This is a genomic window from Streptomyces flavovariabilis, from assembly GCF_000725785.1.
GTDB lineage: Bacteria > Actinomycetota > Actinomycetes > Streptomycetales > Streptomycetaceae > Streptomyces > Streptomyces hawaiiensis.
On the sequence record NZ_JNXD01000005.1, the window covers coordinates 203,676 to 221,893 of the forward strand.

General features: G+C 71.2%; 18 protein-coding genes. 5 read left to right on the top strand and 13 right to left on the bottom strand.

Annotated features, from left to right (window positions below):
- Window positions 1-2: 2 nt before the first annotated feature.
- From IO24_RS0111630 to IO24_RS0111660, 7 genes are all read right to left on the bottom strand, one after another.
- Window positions 3-401 (bottom strand): OB-fold nucleic acid binding domain-containing protein, encoded by a 399-nt coding sequence (locus IO24_RS0111630; RefSeq protein ID WP_078899176.1) that lies wholly within the window; start codon window positions 399-401, stop codon window positions 3-5.
- A 130-nt stretch (window positions 402-531) separates the two neighbouring features.
- Window positions 532-1,212: a response regulator gene (locus IO24_RS0111635; protein WP_031134714.1), complete on the bottom strand. Its 681-nt coding sequence runs from the start codon at window positions 1,210-1,212 to the stop codon at window positions 532-534.
- Window positions 1,209-3,752 carry a sensor histidine kinase gene (locus tag IO24_RS0111640; protein WP_031134715.1) on the bottom strand — a complete coding sequence of 848 codons (2,544 nt, stop codon included), beginning with the start codon at window positions 3,750-3,752 and terminating at the stop codon, window positions 1,209-1,211. Before IO24_RS0111640 ends, IO24_RS0111635 begins: the two co-directional genes overlap by 4 nt.
- 177 nt (window positions 3,753-3,929) lie before the next feature.
- A complete protein-coding gene (locus IO24_RS0111645; RefSeq protein ID WP_031134717.1) occupies window positions 3,930-5,105 on the bottom strand; it encodes an alginate lyase family protein in 1,176 nt (391 codons plus the stop codon).
- A 157-nt stretch (window positions 5,106-5,262) separates the two neighbouring features.
- Window positions 5,263-6,015, bottom strand: a complete 753-nt coding sequence (locus IO24_RS0111650) for a DUF3710 domain-containing protein (protein ID WP_031134719.1) — start codon at window positions 6,013-6,015, stop codon at window positions 5,263-5,265.
- Window position 6,016: 1 nt separating this feature from the next.
- Window positions 6,017-6,604 carry a dUTP diphosphatase gene (dut, locus tag IO24_RS0111655; RefSeq protein ID WP_045296105.1) on the bottom strand — a complete coding sequence of 196 codons (588 nt, stop codon included), beginning with the start codon at window positions 6,602-6,604 and terminating at the stop codon, window positions 6,017-6,019.
- Window positions 6,605-6,645: 41 nt separating this feature from the next.
- The gene (locus tag IO24_RS0111660; RefSeq protein ID WP_031134722.1) at window positions 6,646-7,230 is read right to left on the bottom strand and encodes a PaaI family thioesterase; all 585 of its coding nucleotides are present in this window, start codon (window positions 7,228-7,230) and stop codon (window positions 6,646-6,648) included.
- 58 nt (window positions 7,231-7,288) lie between these two features.
- On the opposite strand from IO24_RS0111660, the gene IO24_RS0111665 reads away from it, so the two are divergent.
- On the top strand, window positions 7,289-7,747 hold the full coding sequence (locus IO24_RS0111665; RefSeq protein WP_031134724.1) for a DUF3093 domain-containing protein: 459 nt from the start codon (window positions 7,289-7,291) through the stop codon (window positions 7,745-7,747).
- Between the two features lie 45 nt (window positions 7,748-7,792).
- Here IO24_RS0111665 and IO24_RS0111670 read toward each other — a convergent pair whose 3' ends face one another.
- The 4 genes from IO24_RS0111670 to IO24_RS0111685 form a co-directional block, all read right to left on the bottom strand.
- Window positions 7,793-8,764 (bottom strand): hypothetical protein, encoded by a 972-nt coding sequence (locus IO24_RS0111670; protein WP_031134725.1) that lies wholly within the window; start codon window positions 8,762-8,764, stop codon window positions 7,793-7,795.
- A 13-nt stretch (window positions 8,765-8,777) separates the two neighbouring features.
- Complete coding sequence (locus IO24_RS0111675; RefSeq protein WP_003993510.1) at window positions 8,778-9,074, bottom strand: DUF4193 domain-containing protein; 297 nt, start codon at window positions 9,072-9,074, stop codon at window positions 8,778-8,780.
- 406 nt (window positions 9,075-9,480) lie between these two features.
- Entirely contained in the window at window positions 9,481-10,713 is a 1,233-nt protein-coding gene (locus IO24_RS0111680) for a sensor histidine kinase (protein ID WP_031134729.1), read from the bottom strand.
- A 6-nt stretch (window positions 10,714-10,719) separates the two neighbouring features.
- A complete protein-coding gene (locus IO24_RS0111685; protein WP_031134731.1) occupies window positions 10,720-11,373 on the bottom strand; it encodes a response regulator transcription factor in 654 nt (217 codons plus the stop codon).
- A 415-nt stretch (window positions 11,374-11,788) separates the two neighbouring features.
- Between IO24_RS0111685 and IO24_RS45605 the strand changes: the two genes are divergently transcribed.
- On the top strand, window positions 11,789-11,965 hold the full coding sequence (locus tag IO24_RS45605) for a hypothetical protein (RefSeq protein WP_167551603.1): 177 nt from the start codon (window positions 11,789-11,791) through the stop codon (window positions 11,963-11,965).
- A gap of 116 nt (window positions 11,966-12,081) precedes the next feature.
- Here the strand turns inward: IO24_RS45605 and IO24_RS0111695 are convergent, their stop codons facing one another.
- Window positions 12,082-12,897 carry an inositol monophosphatase family protein gene (locus tag IO24_RS0111695; protein ID WP_031134733.1) on the bottom strand — a complete coding sequence of 272 codons (816 nt, stop codon included), beginning with the start codon at window positions 12,895-12,897 and terminating at the stop codon, window positions 12,082-12,084.
- A gap of 8 nt (window positions 12,898-12,905) precedes the next feature.
- Window positions 12,906-14,033 carry a ferrochelatase gene (locus IO24_RS0111700; RefSeq protein ID WP_031134735.1) on the bottom strand — a complete coding sequence of 376 codons (1,128 nt, stop codon included), beginning with the start codon at window positions 14,031-14,033 and terminating at the stop codon, window positions 12,906-12,908.
- A gap of 158 nt (window positions 14,034-14,191) precedes the next feature.
- Here IO24_RS0111700 and IO24_RS0111705 point away from each other — a divergent pair, with 158 nt between their 5' ends.
- The 3 genes from IO24_RS0111705 to sepH all read left to right on the top strand — a co-directional run bounded on the left by IO24_RS0111705 (window position 14,192) and on the right by sepH (window position 18,186).
- Window positions 14,192-15,430, top strand: coding sequence for an MFS transporter (locus IO24_RS0111705; protein ID WP_031134737.1), 1,239 nt, complete (start codon window positions 14,192-14,194; stop codon window positions 15,428-15,430).
- Window positions 15,390-16,709 (top strand): D-arabinono-1,4-lactone oxidase, encoded by a 1,320-nt coding sequence (locus IO24_RS0111710; RefSeq protein ID WP_031134739.1) that lies wholly within the window; start codon window positions 15,390-15,392, stop codon window positions 16,707-16,709. The genes IO24_RS0111705 and IO24_RS0111710 overlap by 41 nt, the downstream gene beginning before the upstream one ends.
- Window positions 16,710-17,151: 442 nt before the next feature.
- Window positions 17,152-18,186, top strand: a complete 1,035-nt coding sequence (gene sepH / locus IO24_RS0111715) for a septation protein SepH (RefSeq protein ID WP_031134740.1) — start codon at window positions 17,152-17,154, stop codon at window positions 18,184-18,186.
- Window positions 18,187-18,218 lie beyond the last annotated feature (32 nt).

The window sequence follows — 18,218 nt, forward strand, 5'->3', positions numbered from 1 at the left end:
GGCTACTCCCGTCCGAGGGGTCTCAGTTCGTACTTGGGATTGAACAGCACCCGTCGGCCCCGGCTCATCGAGATCCGGCCCGACGCGATCAGCTTGCGCCCCGGCTCTATCCCGACGATGGAGCGCCTGCCGAGCCACACCACGTCCAGCGCGGCGGAGCCGTCGAACAGCTCGGCCTCCAGGGCCGGCACTCCGGCGCGCGGCCGAAGGGTGACCGTGCGCAAGGTACCAGTAACGGTCACTATCTGGCGGTCCTGACAGTCTCCGATACGGATGCAGCCGGCCGTCTCGCTGTCCTCGCGCAGTTCCTCGGACTCCAGGTCCTCCTGTGACGAGGAGAGCCGGTCGAGCATGCGCCGGAAACGGCCCGCCGGCTTTTCGGATCGGGGAACAGCACTCATATCTGAAGCGTACCGGGGCGTGCTGACGAAGGGCGAGGAGCCTGTTTCTCGAAGCGATGGCCCCTCCCCGCCTCGGTGATGCCGCATCCCCCGGGGGTTGATCCCCTGGCCCCCGGCCGTGAACCGCCACTCACTTCTCGAAGCGATACCCCATCCCCGGCTCGGTGATGAAGTGCTTCGGGTGGGAGGGATCCGCCTCCAGCTTCCGCCGCAACTGCGCCATGTACACGCGCAGATAGTTCGTCTCCGTGCCGTACGACGGCCCCCACACCTCCTGGAGCAGCTGCTTCTGCCCGACCAGGCGGCCGCTGTTGCGCACGAGGACCTCCAGCAGGTGCCACTCGGTGGGGGTCAGCCGTACGTCCTTGCCGGCGCGGTTGACCTTCTTCGCGGCCAGGTCGACGGTGAACTCGCCGGTGTCCACGATCACGTCGTCCTCGCCGCCGCCGGGTTCGGCCCGGCGCACGGCGGCCCGCAGCCGGGCCAGCAGCTCGTCCATGCCGAACGGTTTGGTGACGTAGTCGTCGGCACCCGCGTCCAGCGCCTCGACCTTCTCGTCGGAGGAGTGCCGGGCGGACAGCACCAGGATCGGCACCCGGGTCCAGCCGCGCAGGCCCCTGATCACCTCGACGCCGTCCATGTCGGGCAGCCCGAGGTCCAGGACGACCACATCGGGGTGGCGGGCGGCGGCGAGCCGGAGGGCGGTGGCCCCGTCGTGGGCCGCGTCGACCTCGTACGTGCGTGCCTTGAGGTTGATCACGAGGGCGCGCACGATCTGCGGCTCGTCGTCGACCACGAGGACGCGGGTCATGAGGCCTGCCTTTCCGGTTCTGCTGCGGGGTGGAGCTCCGGGCGGGTTCCCGCCGCGCGGAGCGTGAGGACCATGGTGAGCCCGCCGCCGGGGGTGTCCTCGGCGTTCAGGGTGCCGCCCATGGCCTCGGCGAAGCCGCGCGCCACCGCGAGTCCCAGACCCACGCCCGCGCCGCGCGGGGCGTCGCCGTAGCGCTGGAAGGGCTCGAAGATGCGCTCCTTGGCCTCGTCGGGGACGCCGGGCCCCCGGTCGACGACCCGCACCTCGACCCGGTCGGCGAGCGCACTGGCGGCGACCAGCACGGGGGCGCCGGGCGGACTGTACTTGACGGCGTTCTCGACGAGGTTGGCCATCGCCCTTTCCAGCAGCCCGGGGTCCACGGCGACCATGGGCAGGGTCTCGGGCACGTCCAGGCCGGCGCTGCCCTCGGGCACGCCGCCGAGCGCCATCGGCACCACCTCGTCGAGGTCGATCTCGCGGATCAGCGGGGTGACGGTGCCGGTCTGGAGCCGGGACATGTCGAGCAGATTGCCGACGAGGTGGTCGAGCCGGTCGGCGCCCTCCTCTATGCCCTCCAGGAGCTCGGCCCGGTCCTCCTCGGACCATTCGACGTCCTCGGAGCGCAGGGAGGTCACCGCGGCCTTGATCCCGGCGAGGGGGGTCCGCAGATCGTGGCTGACGGCGGCCAGGAGCGCCGTGCGGATGCGGTTGCCCTCGGCGAGCGTGCGGGCCCGGCCGGCCTCCTCGCGGAGCCGGCGACGGTCCAGGACGACGGCGGCCTGGGCGGCGAAGGCGGCCAGCACCCGGCGGTCCTCGGCGGGCAGCACACGGCCGGTCAGCGCCAGGGCCATGTGGTCGCCGACAGGCATGTCCACGTCCGCCTGGTCGGGCCGCTCGATGGGACGGCCCCGGCCGACGCGGCCGGCGCAGGTCCACGGCTCGACATCGCCCGCCCGTTCCAGCAGGGCCGCGGACTCCATGCCGAAGGTCTCCCGGACCCGCTCCAGCAGGTCCTCCAGGCCGGTCTCGCCACGCAGCACGTTGCCGGCCAGGAAGGACAGGATCTCGGACTCGGCCCGTAGCCGGGCGGCCTGATGCGTACGGCGCGCGGCGAGGTCGACCACGGAGGCCACCGCCACGCCGACCGCGACGAAGATCACGATGGCGACGATGTTCTTCGGGTCGGCGATGGCCCACCGGTGCAGGGGCGGTGTGTAGAAGTAGTTCAGCAGCAGGGAGCCCACCGCCGCCGACGCCAGGGCGGGCAGCAGTCCGCCGAGCAGGGCCGCCGCCACCGTCAGCGCCAGGAACAGCAGCATGTCGTTGGCGAGGCCGAGGTCGACGGTGTTGAGCAGCGCCGCGAGGAGCGGCGGGCCGGCGACGCCGGCGATCCAGCCCCACACCCGCCGGGACCGCCCGAGGCGCGCGCCCCTGGCCACCGGCAGTCCGCGGCCCTTGGCGACCTCGTCGTGGGTGACGATGTGCACGTCGAGGTCGGGCCCGGACTCGCGGGCGACCGTCGCGCCGACGCCGGGCCCGAAGACGTACTGCCAGGTCTTGCGGCGCGAGGAGCCCAGCACGATCTGGGTGGCGTTCACGCCGCGGGCGAAGGCGAGCAGCGCGGCCGGTATGTCGTCGCCGACGACATGGTGGAACGTTCCGCCAAGATCTTCGACCAGGGTGCGCTGCAGGGCCAGCTCCTTGGGCGAAGCCGAGGTCAGCCCGTCGCTGCGGGCTATGTAGACGGCCAGCACCTCTCCGCCGGCGCCCTTCTCGGCCAGCCGGGCGCCCCGGCGGATGAGCGTGCGGCCCTCGGGGCCACCGGTCAGACCGACCACGATCCGCTCGCGCGAGCCCCAGATCCGCGACACCCGGTGCTCGCTGCGGTACTGGGTGAGGTAGGCGTCGGCCCGGTCGGCCACCCACAGCAGCGCCAGCTCGCGCAGGGCGGTCAGGTTGCCGGGCCGGAAGTAGTTCGACAGCGCGGCGTCGACCTTGTCGGGCTGGTAGATGTTGCCGTGCGCCATCCGCCGCCGCAGCGCCTCCGGCGTCATGTCGACCAGCTCGACCTGGCCGGCCCGGCGTACCACCTCGTCCGGCACGGTCTCCTGCTGCCGCACCCCGGTGATCGACTCGACGACGTCGCCGAGGGACTCCAGGTGCTGGATGTCGACGGTCGAGATCACGTCGATCCCGGCGGCGAGCAGTTCCTCCACGTCCTGCCAGCGCTTGGCGTTGCGGGAGCCGGGGATGTTGGTGTGGGCGAGTTCGTCCACCAGGGCGACCTGGGGGCGGCGGGCGAGGACGGCGTCGAGGTCCATCTCGGGGAAGATCCCGCCCCGGTACTCCAGCTCCCTGCGCGGCACCTGCTCCAGGCCGTGCAGCAGCACCTCGGTGCGGGGCCGGCCGTGATGTTCGACGAAGGCCACCACGCAGTCGGTGCCCCGCTCGACACGGCGGTGCGCCTCGGACAGCATCGCGTACGTCTTGCCGACGCCCGGCGCCGCGCCGAGGTGGATCCGAAGCTTGCCGCGTGCCATGGCCCCATTGTCTTCCGGTGGTCTGCCGACTGCGCAGCGTCGACCCTACGGCCGGAGAGCGCGCCGTACGGGCGCCGGGCGCTGCTCCGGGGCGCACTTTGACGCGACTCTGACGCGCCCGGTCCGCCGGTGGACCGGGTGCCGGGGCCCCCGCCCGGCGCCCGGCCGGTCAGGGGGTCAAGCGGGGTTGTCGCCGTGGGTGAGGGTCTCCCAGGCGACGAAGAGGTTGTTGCTGCCCGCGGGGCGGCCCCGCAGGGTCAGGGTTCTGGTGTTGGTCATGGCGTGCCCGAGACGGTTGGCCAGGGCGTTGTGGCCGACCTCGGTCACCGGCCCCAGGCCGAGCTTGAGCGAGCCGCCGCACAGCCGGCCCTCGGCACCGGCGCCCAGCTGGTACTTGGCGTGGAGGCCGAGCCCGTGCCGCAGCCGCTCGCCCACGTCGGTGCCGTAGAGGTCCTGGCCCTGGATGCGGCTGGTCTCGGCGACGTGCGAGATGGCCGAGAGGCCGTAGCCGGTGTGGGTGAAGTCGCGGCAGGTCTCCTGGCTGAGTCCGTTGACGAAGGTCGACTGACCCTGCCAGTACTTGACGATCTTCTCCCGGGTGTTCAGGTTCTGGCTCGGCACGGTCTTCGGCAACGCGCCGTCGGACTCCAGGTAGACGTAGGCGGCCGTGCGCGTGCGGAACTTCGCCATGGCCTTGTCGTACGACGCCTTGTCCTCCAGGAAGACGGAGATGCCGACGGCGGCCTCCATCATCGACAGCTCCCAGTTGCCGTTGGAGTTCGAGCCGTTGATGATCTCGGGCAGGTAGACGGTGCGGAGCATGGTGGCGAAGCGGCCGGAGTTCGCCCAGGTGCCGGTGTACGTGTACGTGATGATCTCGGCGGCCTTCGGCCAGGAGGAGCCGGCCCAGCCGGTCTGCAGGGGCGCGTTGCTGTTGGTGTGGTCCCTGATCACGGCGGACCAGGCGTCCATCACCTCGATGGCCTTGCGGGCGTGCCGTTCGTCGCGGGTGAGGTACCAGGCGAGGGCGTGGGTGTACGCGGCGATCGCGTCCTCGCGCTCGTCGGTACAGCCGAGGTTGGGGTTGGAGTACGAACCGCATTCGACGATCGCCCGGGGCTTGGGCGTGCGGTTCAGGTCGGCGTACTTGCTCGCCATCATCTGGTCGAAGGCGCCCTTCCAGGGCTGGGCGCCGGCGTTGACCTTGGACCGGGTGAAGTCCAACTGGCCCTTGGAGACGGTGACTCCGGGGTGGGCGAAGGCGGCGGGGGCGCTGGGGGCGGCGTCGGCGGGCCAGGCGAGGACACCGGCGACGAGGGCGGCCGAGGCCGCGAGGAGAGCGGTTCTGCGCATGCGTGAGGGCCTTCCGTTCTCGTATGCGAACGTGAAGCGCCTTTATGAACAGACGCGTTGGTCGGAGACCGTAGGTACAGACCAATGCGCCGTCAAGGTTCCGTGCACGAGAAAGGGCCGCGCCCCCGGTGGGGTGCGGCCCTGGTGTCTCCGTGGCTCAGCGGACCTCGGTGATCTCCGGTCCGCGCTGGAGCTGGCCCATTCCGCCGGCGAAACGGGAGCCCTCTTCCTGCTGCACACCCTCGGGGACCATCTGCGCGTCGTCCGGCAGCTTCAGGACGATCGGGTCGCGGGGCGCCATCGGGCCCTCGCCCCGGACCACGACCGTGTCCCGGAAGATCTGCTCGAGCAGCCCGGCGGCCTGCGGCTGCACCGCGCCCTGGCCCGAGATGACCCCGCGCAGGAACCAGCGGGGGCCGTCCACGCCGACGAACCGAACGACCTGGAAGCCGCCGGTGCCGTCCGGCAGCTGTACGGGCACCTGGGCGCGCAGCTCCCAGCCCAGCGGCCCCTCGACCTCGTCGACGATGCCGCCCTGCTGGGTGATGCCGGTGCCGATCTCCTCGCGCACCTCGCCCCAGATGCCCTCGCGCTTGGGCGCGGCGAAGCCCTGGAGCTGGATGGCGCTGTCGCGCAGCACGACCGTGGCCGCCACGATCGCGTCGCCCGCGACCTCGACCCTGAGCTCCATGCCGTCGACGCCCGGCACGAACAGACCGCCGAGGTCGACCCGGCCTTCGCCCGGGTCACGGACCTCCGAGTCGTCCCAGGGCCCGTCGGGGCGCGGCGCGGGCTCGAGCCTCAGGCGCTCGCGCTCGTCGTCCGCCTCAGTGTCGACACCGTCGACGACCTGCTCGGCCTCGCCGGCCGCGTCCTCGGCGGCATCCCTCTTCTTGCGACGTCCGAACACGTCACTGTCCTTCCCGGTCGGATACGACCGAAGCGTATCGATTCCCACCCGTCCGACCGCCCACGACGGCCTGACCGCTTGTGCCGCTCGTGCCGTCCACCGCGGCATGGCCTCCGGTGGACCCGAAGCCCCCCTCGGCCCGCGCGGAGCCGGGAAGTTCCGCGACCTCCCGGAAGCGGACCCTCTCGACCTGCTGGACTACCAGTTGGGCGATCCGGTCGAAGCGCTCGAACCGCACGGCCTCGCGCGGGTCGAGATTCACCACGATCACCTTGATCTCCCCACGGTACCCGGCATCAACCGTCCCCGGGGCATTCACCAGGGCGACGCCGCAGCGGGCGGCCAGACCGGATCGCGGGTGTACGAAGGCCGCGTACCCCTCCGGCAGCGCCACAGACACGCCCGTGGGCAGCACGGCCCGCTCACCGGGGGCCAGTTCGCACGCCTCGGTGGTCCGCAGATCGGCCCCGGCGTCACCGGGCTGCGCGTACGACGGAAGCGGTACGTCCGGATCGACGCGCCGGATCAGCACGTCCAGCGGCTGCCGGCTCACGATGCTCGCGGGAGTGATGGGGCTCTCCGGGTTCATGGGGCTGTCGGGGCTGTCGGGCCGCACAGGACCTGCTGTGCTCACGGGTTCACCTCGAACGCACGGGCGCGCCGGACCTGGTCCGGGTCGTTCATCGCCGCCTGGATCTCCTCCTGGCGGCCGTGGTCGACGAAGTGATCGACCTTCACCTCGATGAAGAGCGCCTCCGCGCGCACGGCGACGGGTCCGTCGGGGCCGCCGACGCGTCCGGTCGCGGTGGAGTAGATCTTCCGCCCGGCCACCGCCGTCACCTCCGCCTCCAGGTGCAGCGTGGTGCCGACGGGCACGGGCCGTACGAAGTCGGTCTCCAGCCGCCCGGTCACCGCGATCGTGCGCAGCAGCCAGTTCAGCGAGCCGAGGGTCTCGTCCAGGGCGGAGGCGAGCACGCCCCCGTGGGCGAGGCCCGGAGCGCCCTGGTGGGCGGGCTGAACGGTGAACTCGGCGGTCAGCGACACGCCCTCACCGGCCCGGGCCTCCAGGTGCAGCCCGTGCGGCTGGTCGCCGCCACAGCCGAAACACGCGCCGTAGTGCGCGCCGAGGAGCTCACCGGGCGCGGGCGCGTCCGGGTGCCGCACCGGCGACACGGCGTCGGCCGGAGGCTGAAGAGCTGCGGAAGTACCACTCACAGCCGCAGACCTTACCCGCGCGTCGGCCCCTTCCGGACACCGTGTCAAGCTTGGCCCCATGCAGCTCTCCGCCGCCCCGTACGAAGAACGCCTCACCGCCCCGCGGACCTGGTGGCTGATCTCGTTCCTCGTGGGCGTCTCCATGGCCCTGATCCTGCTCCCGTTCGGCACGCTGCCGATGCTCGGCGGCCTGGCCGGGGGCACCGCGGTCGCGGCCGTCGCCGCGAGCTCGTACGGCTCGGTCCGCATCCGCGTGGTGGGCGACTCACTGATCGCGGGAGAGGCGAAGATCCCGCTGGCGGCGCTGGGCGAGACGGAGGTGCTGGACCCCGAGGAGACCCGCGCCTGGCGCACCTACAAGGCCGACCCGCGCGCCTTCCTCCTGCTGCGCGCGTACATCCCCACGGCCGTGCGCGTGGAGGTCACGGACCCGCAGGACCCGACTCCGTACCTGTATCTGTCCACGCGCGAGCCGGAGCGCCTGGCGGAGGCGCTGCGGACGGCGAAGCAGGCGTAGCACACCTGCGCGGGGCATCACCCGGCCGCCGTCCGACGGCCGGTCTCAGTGCCCGTCGCCGTGCTGGTGGCCGTGTCCGCCGTCGCGCCGGTGGCCCTGGTGGCGGCCCAGGGGGTCGCTGGTGATCTCGCCCATCTCCAGGGCGTCCGCCGGACGTTCCAGGGCGGGGAGCGCCTCAAGGGCCTCCCAGGACACCTGGATCTTGCGCAGGTCCCCGCGGATCCGGCCGGCGAGCTTTCTCGTCTCGCCGCGGTTCATGACCGCCCCCACGGCGGCGCCCACCAGGAACGGCATCAGGTTCGGCATACTGCGAACCATTCGCTTCATGATCCGCTGCCGCAGTTCGCGCTTCATGCGGCTGTTCAGCGCCGCACTGAACGTCGACGGCTTGGACGCGTCGATCCCGCGCTCCCCCGACCACGAGTCGAGGTACGCGGTGCTGCGCTGCTTGAGATTGCCGGCCGGGCGTACGCCGTAGACCTCGTGGAGTTCGGCGATCAGCTTCAGCTCGATCACCGCGACGCCGGTGACCTCGGCGGCCAGTTCCGTCGGCATCGCCGGGGGCACAGGGAGCATCGCGGCCGCGCCGATACCCGCTCCGACCGTCGCCGTCGCGTTCGCGGCGCCCGCCACGAGCTTGTCCGCCAGCTCCTCGGGCCCGAGGCCCGGGAACTGCCTGCGCAGTGTCGCCAGGTCCCGCACGGGGACGCGCGGGGCCAGTTCGATGATCCGGTCGGCGAGGTAGGCGAGTCCGGCCCGGGCCCGGTCGCCGCCCTTGCGGGCGCCTTCCCTGGCCCGCTCCCGGAGCGTCCCCGCCCGCCGTCTCGCGACGGGTGCGGGGACGTCCACGGACGCCGGGAGGTCACCCCGGTCCGCTGCCGGTTCGAGCGAGGCCGTCCCCGTACCGGATGAGCCTCGCTCGTCGTCACGCGCGCCGTACTGCGGGCCGTCCTTCGGCCCTTCGTCCGCTTTCCGCTTGGAGAAGCGGCGCTTCCAGGGAGGGGTCGAGCCGGTCACGGCCGACCCGCCCTCAGTCGCAGTCGCGGCAGATCGGCTGACCGTTCTTCTCCCGGGCCAGCTGGCTGCGGTGGTGCACCAGGAAGCAGCTCATGCACGTGAACTCGTCCTGCTGCTTCGGGAGCACCCGGACTGCCAGTTCCTCGTTCGAGAGATCGGCTCCGGGCAGCTCGAGGCCCTCTGCGGCCTCGAACTCGTCGACGTCCACGGCGGAGGCCGACTTGTCGTTCCTCCGAGCCTTCAGCTCTTCGAGACTGTCCGAGTCGACGTCGTCGTCGGTCTTGCGTGGAGTGTCGTAATCGGTTGCCATGGTCGCTCTCCCCCTCTGGGTGTCTGCGGTGTCTCCAGCGCACGTAACGCGTGAGAGGCCGGACTTGTGCCCGACCTGAGGCGGAGATTTTGCCTCACATCAAGGTCTGTTACTCAATCGACACCCAACCGGACCCCTCATGAGTGATCGGCTTGGATGGCGATGGGGACCGTACACGGTCCGAATGCCGCACGCCAAAGGCGTCTCACCGTGTACTTCCCGTGATCAAGACCCCCGAAAACCGGGATTTTCCCGGCTTTCCGACAAAGGACATGATCACGGAGAGTAGATGGCCGGAAAGGCGTCCCTGTGATCGATCACACACGGTGCACGCACGGTGAAGCCTCAGAAATTCCGCGCAAAGCGAACATCCCCGTGTGCCACCGAGTTGATCGGCGACATGATCTCAGATCGGCAGCGCGACTCGCATGACGAGTCCACCCCCCTCACGAGGCTGGGCGTAGATGTGCCCGCCGTGCGCCCGGGCCACGGACCGGACGATGGACAGCCCGAGCCCGACGCCCTTGTCGCTGCCGGTCCGCTCCGTGCGCAGCCGCCGGAACGGCTCGAAGAGGTTGTCGATCTCGTACGCCGGCACGACCGGGCCCGTGTTGGAGACGACGAGGACCGCCTGGCCGTGCTGGACCTCGGTGGTGACCTCGACCCAGCCGCCCTCCGCCACGTTGTAGCGCACGGCGTTCTGCACCAGGTTGAGCGCGATCCGCTCCAGCAGCACGCCGTTGCCCTGGACGACCGCGGACTTCCGCTCGCCGCGGATGGTCACGCCCCTGCCCTCGGCCTCGGCGTGCACCTGGTCGATGGCCTGCGAGGCGACCTCGGCGAGATCCACCGGCCCCCGCTCGACGATCTGGTTGTCGCTGCGGGCGAGCAGCAGCAGGCCCTCCACGAGCTGCTCGCTGCGCTCGTTGGTGGCCAGCAGCGTCTTGCCGAGCTGCTGGAGTTCCATCGGCGCCTGCGGGTCGGACAGGTGCACCTCGAGGAGCGTGCGGTTGATCGCCAGTGGTGTTCTCAGCTCGTGCGAGGCGTTGCCGACGAAGCGCTGCTGGGCGGTGAAGGCGCGCTGGAGCCGCTCCAGCATGTCGTCGAAGGTGTCCGCCAGCTCCTTCAGCTCGTCGTCGGGGCCGTCCAGCTCGATCCGGCGGGACAGGTCGGAGCCCGCCACCGCGCGGGCGGTGCGGGTGATCCGGCCCAGCGGCGAGAGGACCCGGCCGGCCATGGCGTAGCCGAAGGCGAAAGCGATGACCGCCAGGCCCAGCAGGGCCAGGAGCGAGCGGCTGAGCAGATTGTCCAGGGCGTTCCGGCGCTGCTCGTTGACGCAGGCGTTCATGGCCTCGTTGAACTCGCTGGGCGAGGCCTGGCTGGGCAGATTGCAGATTTCGCTGGTGACCTTGCCCTCGACGATCTTGAACGGCAGCTCGCTGCCCACGTTCAGGGCCTCGGCGGCCAGCAGGTAGATGATCGACAGCAGCAGGATGCCGGCGATCAGGAACATGCCGCCGTAGAGCAGCGTGAGCCTTATGCGGATGGTCGGGCGCAGCCACGGGAAGGGCGGCACGGGCCTTCTGGGGTCCCAGGTGGGCTTGGGGGGCGCCTGCGGGGGCGCGGGAGTCGCTGCCACGGGGTATCAGATCCGGTAGCCGGAGCCGGGGACGGTGACGATGACGGGCGGCTCGCCCAGCTTGCGGCGCAGCGTCATGACCGTCACGCGCACGACGTTCGTGAACGGATCGGTGTTCTCGTCCCAGGCCTTCTCCAGGAGCTGCTCCGCGGAGACGACGGCGCCCTCGCTGCGCATGAGCACCTCCAGAACCGCGAACTCCTTGGGAGCGAGCTGCACCTCCTGGCCGTCGCGGAAGACCTCGCGGCGGTTGGGGTCGAGCTTGATCCCGGCGCGCTCCAGGACAGGCGGCAGGGGCACGCTGGTGCGCCGGCCGAGGGCGCGCACCCGCGCGATGAGCTCACTGAACGCGAACGGCTTGGGCAGGTAGTCGTCGGCACCGATCTCCAGTCCCTCGACCCGGTCACTGACGTCGCCGGAGGCCGTCAGCATCAGCACGCGCGTGGGCATGCCCAGTTCGACGATCTTGCGGCAGACGTCGTCGCCGTGCACGAGCGGGAGGTCGCGGTCGAGGACGACCACGTCGTAGTCGTTGACGCCGATGCGCTCCAGGGCGGCCGCACCGTCGTACACGACGTCGACGGCCATGGCCTCCCGGCGCAGTCCGGTGGCCACCGCATCGGCGAGCAGTTGCTCGTCCTCGACGACGAGTACGCGCACGTTCCTGGTCCTTCCTCATGTCCACCCGCGTAGCCCGTCAAGCGGGCGCACGCGGGCAGGGGTCTTCGACGGTGCCTGGGTGTTGCCCTCCATCCTGCCCTTTTCGGCCATAAGTCGGAGGTAAGGCGGGTGGGAGGGCGGTGGCCCGAGGAGGAATACGAGATTTTCTCCTCCGGTTAGGTTTCCACGGAAGGGAGCTTGGGGAGGACGGCTTTACATCCCACGATCACGCTCTCCTGGCGCCGCACCACCATGCGGTGCGCATCAATCCGCTTTTGCGCAGGGCGGGCGTGGGTGTCCGGCACCGTCGCCGCCCGGCCGAGCGGCGCTGGGCATCCACATGCGGCGTGATCGTCCCTTCCGAACGGCACACCCCCGTGCCATCGACCCACGACCCAGGACGAGGGGGCGCAGCATGGACGCATTCACCGCAGGACTTCTGCAGCGCATAAGGGCGACCGAGTCCGATCTGTCCCGGGCTCGCGACGAGGGCGACGACTTCCTTGTCGACGTGGAGCAGGGCGAGCTCGACGACCTGCGCCGTCTCGCCGCCGAGCACGGTGTGGAGGTCGGCGCGACGACGAGCGTCTGATCAGGCTGTACGAGACGGGCCCCGGCGAATCCAGCGCCGGGGCCCGTCTCGTGGTCGCAGGGGGGTCACCCGGTGTTCAGCACTCCGCGGTCGTCACCGGACGGGCCCCGTGTCGATCAGTCGTGCCAGGCCCCGAAGTCCTCCAGGAGGCGCTGGAGGGGCTCGAAGACACCGGGAGTACCCGCCACTGCCAGAGCGCCCGACGGGCGCTCTCCGGGGCGTCCACCGGTCAGCGCGCCCGCCTCCCGGGCGATCAGGTCCCCCGCCGCGAGGTCCCAGGGGTGCAGGCCGCGCTCGTAGTAGCCGTCGAGGCGTCCGGCGGCCACGTCGCACAGGTCGACCGCGGCCGAGCCGCCGCGCCGGATGTCGCGCAGCAGCGGGATCAGCCGCTGCGCCACATCGGCCTGGTGGGCCCGGACGTCGGCGACGTAGTTGAAGCCCGTGGAGACCAGGGCCTGGTCCAGGGGCGGCGCGGGGCGGCAGGCCAGCCTCCGCTCGCCGTCCCAGGCGCCGGTGGCCCAGGCGCCACGGCCGCGCACGGCGTGGAACGTCTCGCCGCGCATCGGGACCGTGACGACTCCGGCGACGGTCTCGCCGTCCTGTTCGGCGGCGATGGAGACGGCCCAGGTGGGCAGCCCGTACAGGTAGTTCACCGTGCCGTCGAGCGGGTCGATCACCCAGCGGACACCGCTGGTGCCCTCCGTGGCGGCGCCCTCCTCACCGAGGACGCCGTCGTCCGGGCGGCGCTCGGCGATCAGGTCCGTGATCAGCTTCTCCGCCGCGATGTCCATCTCGGTGACGACGTCGATGGGGCTGGACTTGGTGGCGGCGACCGCGAGGTCGGCCGGGCGTCCGTCCCGCAGCAGCGCGCCGGCGCGGCGGGCGGCCTCCTGGGCGAGTTCGAGCAGGTCCGTGTGCAGGGAGTCGGTCACGGGTTTCCTCACGCGTAGGTGCTGTCGGCGCCCGCGGCGGCGGGCCGGGGGGCGCGGGCCGGGCAGCAGCCGACCGGGCAGAGGTCGTGGCTCGCCCCGAGGGCGCCCAGGGCGCACCGCGTGACGTCCTGCCCGCGCTCGGCGGCCGCGCGCTCCGTGACGAGCTCGCGGATCGCGGCGGCGAACCTCGGATCGGCGCCGACGGTGGCCGAGCGCCGCATCGGCAGCCCGAGCTCCTCGGCCCTGGCCCTGGCCTCCGTGTCGAGGTCGTACAGGACCTCCATGTGGTCGGAGACGAAGCCGATGGGGGCGACGACGACGGCCGGGACGCCGGCCGCGTGCCTCTCGTCGAGGTGGTCGCAGATGTCCGGCTCCAGCCACGGGATGTGCGGGGCACCGGAGCGGGACTGGTAGACGAGCTGCCAGGGGTGGTCCACGCCCGTGCGCTCCCGGACGGCGTCGGCGATCTGCTGCGCCACGTCCAGGTGCTGTTTCACGTACGCGCCGCCGTCGCCGTGCTCCTCGACGGGGCCGGAGGTGTCGGCGGCGGCCGTCGGGATCGAGTGCGTCGAGAAGGCGAGGTGCGCCCCGTCCCGGACGTCCTCGGGAAGCTCGGCGAGAGACCGCAGCACCCCGTCGATCATGGGCTCCAGGAAGCCCGGGTGGTTGAAGTAGTGCCGCAGCTTGTCGACCTTCGGCAGCTCCAGGCCTTCCGCCTCCAGGGCCGCCAGCGCGTCGGCGAGGTTCTCGCGGTACTGGCGACAGCCCGAGTACGAGGCGTAGGCGCTGGTGGCGAGGACCAGGATGCGGCGGCGGCCGTCGCGGACCATCTCGCGCAGCGTGTCCGTCAGGTACGGCGCCCAGTTGCGGTTGCCCCAGTAGACCGGCAGGTCCAGGCCGTGGTCGGCGAAGTCCTTGCGCAGGGCGTCCAGCAGGGCGCGGTTCTGGTCGTTGATCGGGCTGACCCCGCCGAACAGGAAGTAGTGCTGCCCGACTTCCTTCAGGCGTTCCTTGGGGATGCCGCGCCCACGCGTCACGTTCTCCAGGAACGGGACCACGTCGTCCGGGCCTTCCGGGCCGCCGAAGGAGAGCAGGAGCAGGGCGTCGTAGGGGCTGACATCGCGCGCGTCTGGCATGAGTCGATCCTGCCACCCGGCACGGACAGCCGGGAAACGGCGGGGTGACACCCGCGCGGCAGGCGGATCCGGGACTGGGCCGAACGGATGCGGCCGGGCCTCCAGGCGTAAGCTGTGTCGTCTGCGTTCACTGCTTACCGATTCCTTCGGAGACCCCGTTGCCCAGCCCCTATCGCGCCCTGTTCGCAGCCCCCGGCTCCAAGGGTTTCTCCACTGCGGGCTTCCTCGGTCGCATCCCCGTCTCCATGATGGGCATCGGCGTGGTCACGATGATCTCCCAGCTCACCGGGAGGTACGGCCTGGCCGGCGCCCTGTCGGCCGTCATCGCGCTGTCCGCCGCGGCCGCCGGACCGCAGGTCTCGCGGCTGGTCGACCAGTACGGGCAGCGACGCGTGCTGCGCCCGGCGACGCTGATCTCGCTGACCGCGGCGGCCGCCCTGCTGTGTGCGGCGCACTACGGGTGGCCCGACTGGGTGCTGTTCGTGGCGTGTGTGGGCATCGGCTGCGTCCCGAGCGTCGGCACGATGATCCGGGCCCGCTGGGCGGCCCTGTACCGGGGGACGCCGCAGCTGCACACCGCGTACTCCTTCGAGTCCGTGGTGGACGAGGTGTGCTTCATCTTCGGGCCGATCATCTCCATCGGCCTGTCCACGGCCTGGTTCCCGGAGGCCGGTCCGCTGCTCGCCGCCTGTTTCCTCGCGGTCGGCGTCTTCTGGCTGACCGCGCAGCGCGCCACCGAACCCGAGCCGCACCCACGCGAACGGAAGGGCGGCGGCAGCGCGATGAGCGCACCGGGGCTCCAGGTCCTTGTTGCCACCTTCGTCGCCACCGGGGCGATCTTCGGGGCCATCGACGTGGTCACCGTGGCCTTCGCCGACGAGGAGGGACACAAGGCCGCCGCGAGCATCGTCCTCGCGGTGTACGCGGCGGGTTCCTGTGCGGCGGGCATGATCTTCGGGCTGCTGCACTTCGCCGGGGCGCCGGAACGCAGGTGGCTGCTGGGCGTGTGTGCCATGGCCGTGAGTATGATCCCCCTCCTACTGGTCGGAAACTTGCCGTTTCTGGCCGTGGCGCTGTTCGTTGCGGGTCTGTCCATCGCTCCCACCATGATCACGACGATGTCCCTCATCGAAGAGCACGTACCACGCGCGCAGCTCACCGAAGGCATGACCTGGGTGAGCACCGGGCTCACGGCGGGAGTCGCACTCGGCTCCTCCACGGCCGGCTGGGTGATCGACGCGGCCGGGGCGCGTGCCGGGTACGGGGTTCCGGCGGTGGCCGGGGCCGTCGCGGTCGCGGTGGGTTTCCTCGGGTTCCGCCGGCTCAAGCGGCCGGCACCGGGTCGGGGAGGCTCCGTTGAGCAGCACAGCGAACGGAAAGAACGGCACGTGGCGTAACTGGGGCCGCAACGTCTCCGCGCGTCCCGCGCGTGAGGTCACCCCGGCCTCCGTCGACGAGCTGGCCGCCGCCGTGCGGCGGGCCGCCGAGGACGGGCTGAAGGTGAAGGCCGTTGGCGCCGGGCACTCCTTCACGTCCATAGCCGCGACGGACGGTGTGTTGATCCGCCCTCAACTGTTGACCGGCATACGCGACATCGATCGCGAGAACATGACGGTCACGGTGGAGGCCGGCACCCCGCTCAAGAGGCTCAACATGGCCCTCGCGCGCGAGGGTCTGTCGCTCACGAACATGGGCGACATCATGGAGCAGACGGTCTCCGGGGCCACCAGCACCGGCACGCACGGCACAGGACGCGACTCCGGCTCGATCGCCGCCCAGATCAAGGGCCTGGAGCTGGTCACCGGCGACGGTTCCTTGCTCACGTGCTCCGAGAAGGAGAACCCGGACGTCTTCGCCGCCGCACGCGTCGGCCTCGGCGCCCTGGGCGTCGTCACCGCGATCACCTTCGCCGTCGAGCCGGTCTTCCTGCTCACGGCCCGCGAGGAGCCGATGCCGTTCGACAAGGTCCTCTCCGACTTCGAGGAACTCTGGGCCGAGAACGAGCACTTCGAGTTCTACTGGTTCCCGCACACCGGCAGCACCAACACCAAACGCAACAACCGCAGTGCGGGGCCTGAGCAGCCCGTGCCGCAGCTCAAGAGCTGGTTCGAGGACGAGTTCCTCTCGAACGGCGTCTTCCAGGTGGCCAACTGGGTCGGCCGCGCGGCGCCCGCCACGATCCCCGCGATCGCCCAGATCTCCAGCAAGGCCCTGTCCGCACGGACCTACACGGACATCCCCTACAAGGTCTTCACGTCCCCGCGCCGGGTGCGCTTCGTGGAGATGGAGTACGCCGTTCCGCGCGCGGCCGTCGTCGACGCGCTGCGCGAGCTGAAGGCGATGGTCGACCGCTCCGGCCTCAGGGTCAGCTTCCCCGTCGAGGTGCGCACCGCCCCCGCCGACGACATCACGCTGTCCACCGCCTCCGGCCGGGACAGCGCGTACATCGCCGTCCACATGTTCCAGGGCACTCCCTACCAGCGGTACTTCACGGCGGCCGAGCGTATCTTCACCGCTCACGAGGGCCGTCCGCACTGGGGCAAAGTCCACACGCGGGACGCCGAGTACTTCTCCCGGGTGTATCCGCGCTTCGGTGAGTTCACGGCGCTGCGGGATCGTCTCGACCCTGACCGGCGGTTCCAGAACGACTACTTGCGGAGGGTTCTGGGGGCGTAGGCGACGCGCTGGAGGCACCGGAAGGGGACGTGCGACCGAACTCGTAGTTCCGATTCTGGTGATTACGTGAAGTTCCCCACGTTCAAGATCGCGGAACGGGGGCAGGGGGCGGCCAAGTCCCACCCCCCGTCAGAAGTTGGACGGCGCGCCAATCCACGCACGTGGCCCAAATGGAGTACTGTTGCGAGCCCTGGGTCCGGTCTCCCGTCAGGGTGTACAGGGCCTTTAAGGACCGCCGGGAGGGGGCTAGTTGCACAGGGTGACAGCGTTCGTCACTTAGCGTTGCGAATAGGTAACCGTGCCATAACGGCGATCCCGGGCCCGCGCCCGACACGCCGGGCAACTCGGCAAGGTTGTGGCAGGCTGCACCCGGGCAGGCCACACTCGACTAGCGGAAGCAGCGACGCACGTGACGTCGGCAGGCACCACCCGGGAGGTCCCCATGCCCGAACTGCGTGTCGTGGCCGTCTCGAATGACGGCACACGGCTGGTGCTGAAGGCTGCCGATTCTACGGAGTACACGCTTCCGATCGACGAACGCCTGCGCGCTGCCGTGCGCGGCGACCGTCCCCGTCTCGGCCAGATCGAGATCGAGGTCGAAAGCCACCTCCGCCCCCGCGACATCCAGGCGCGTATACGTGCAGGCGCGACCGCGGAAGAGGTCGCGCAGATGGCCGGGATCCCCGTCGACCGGGTGCGCCGCTTCGAGGGTCCCGTGCTCGCCGAGCGCGCCTTCATGGCCGAGCGGGCCCGCAAGACCCCGGTCCGCCGCCCCGGCGAGAATTCCGGGCCGCCGCTGGGCGAGGCGGTGCAGGAGCGGCTGCTGGTGCGCGGCGCCGACAAGGACACCGTCCAGTGGGACTCATGGCGGCGCGACGACGGCACGTGGGAGGTCCTGCTCGTCTACCGCGTCGCAAGTGAGCCGCACTCGGCGAGCTGGACGTACGACCCGCCCCGGCGGCTCGTCCAGGCAGTCGACGACGAGGCCCGCTCCCTGATCGGCGAGTCCGACGACCTGGCCGCGCCCGAGCCCAGCTTCCCGTTCGTCCCCCGGATCGCCCGGCTGCCGCGTGACAGACCGCTGGACCGCCCCGAGCGCGAGCGGCCCAGCCTGCCCGCGCAGGCGTCCGAACCGGCCGAGGAGACCACGGGCGAGCGCGACTCGCTGACCAGCCTGCTCGAGGCGGTGCCGAGCTTCCGCGGCGACCTGGTGGTTCCGGAACTCCCCCCGGCGGAACCCGAGGAGGAGCCCGTCGTCGCCGAGGTGGAGGAGGAGGAGCCTCCGGCTCCCGCGGCCTCGGCCGGTTCCGCCTACGCGGACGTCCTCATGCCGCGATCCGTGGGCAGCCACCGTGACCGGCTCATCGGTGCCACCGACCGCCAGGCCGAGGCGGACGGCGTACGCCCGGGCCGCAGAGCGGCCGTCCCGAGCTGGGACGAGATCGTGTTCGGGACGCGGCGCAAGAAGCAGGAGTAACCGAGCCGGCTCACGAAGACAGGGCCGCGCCC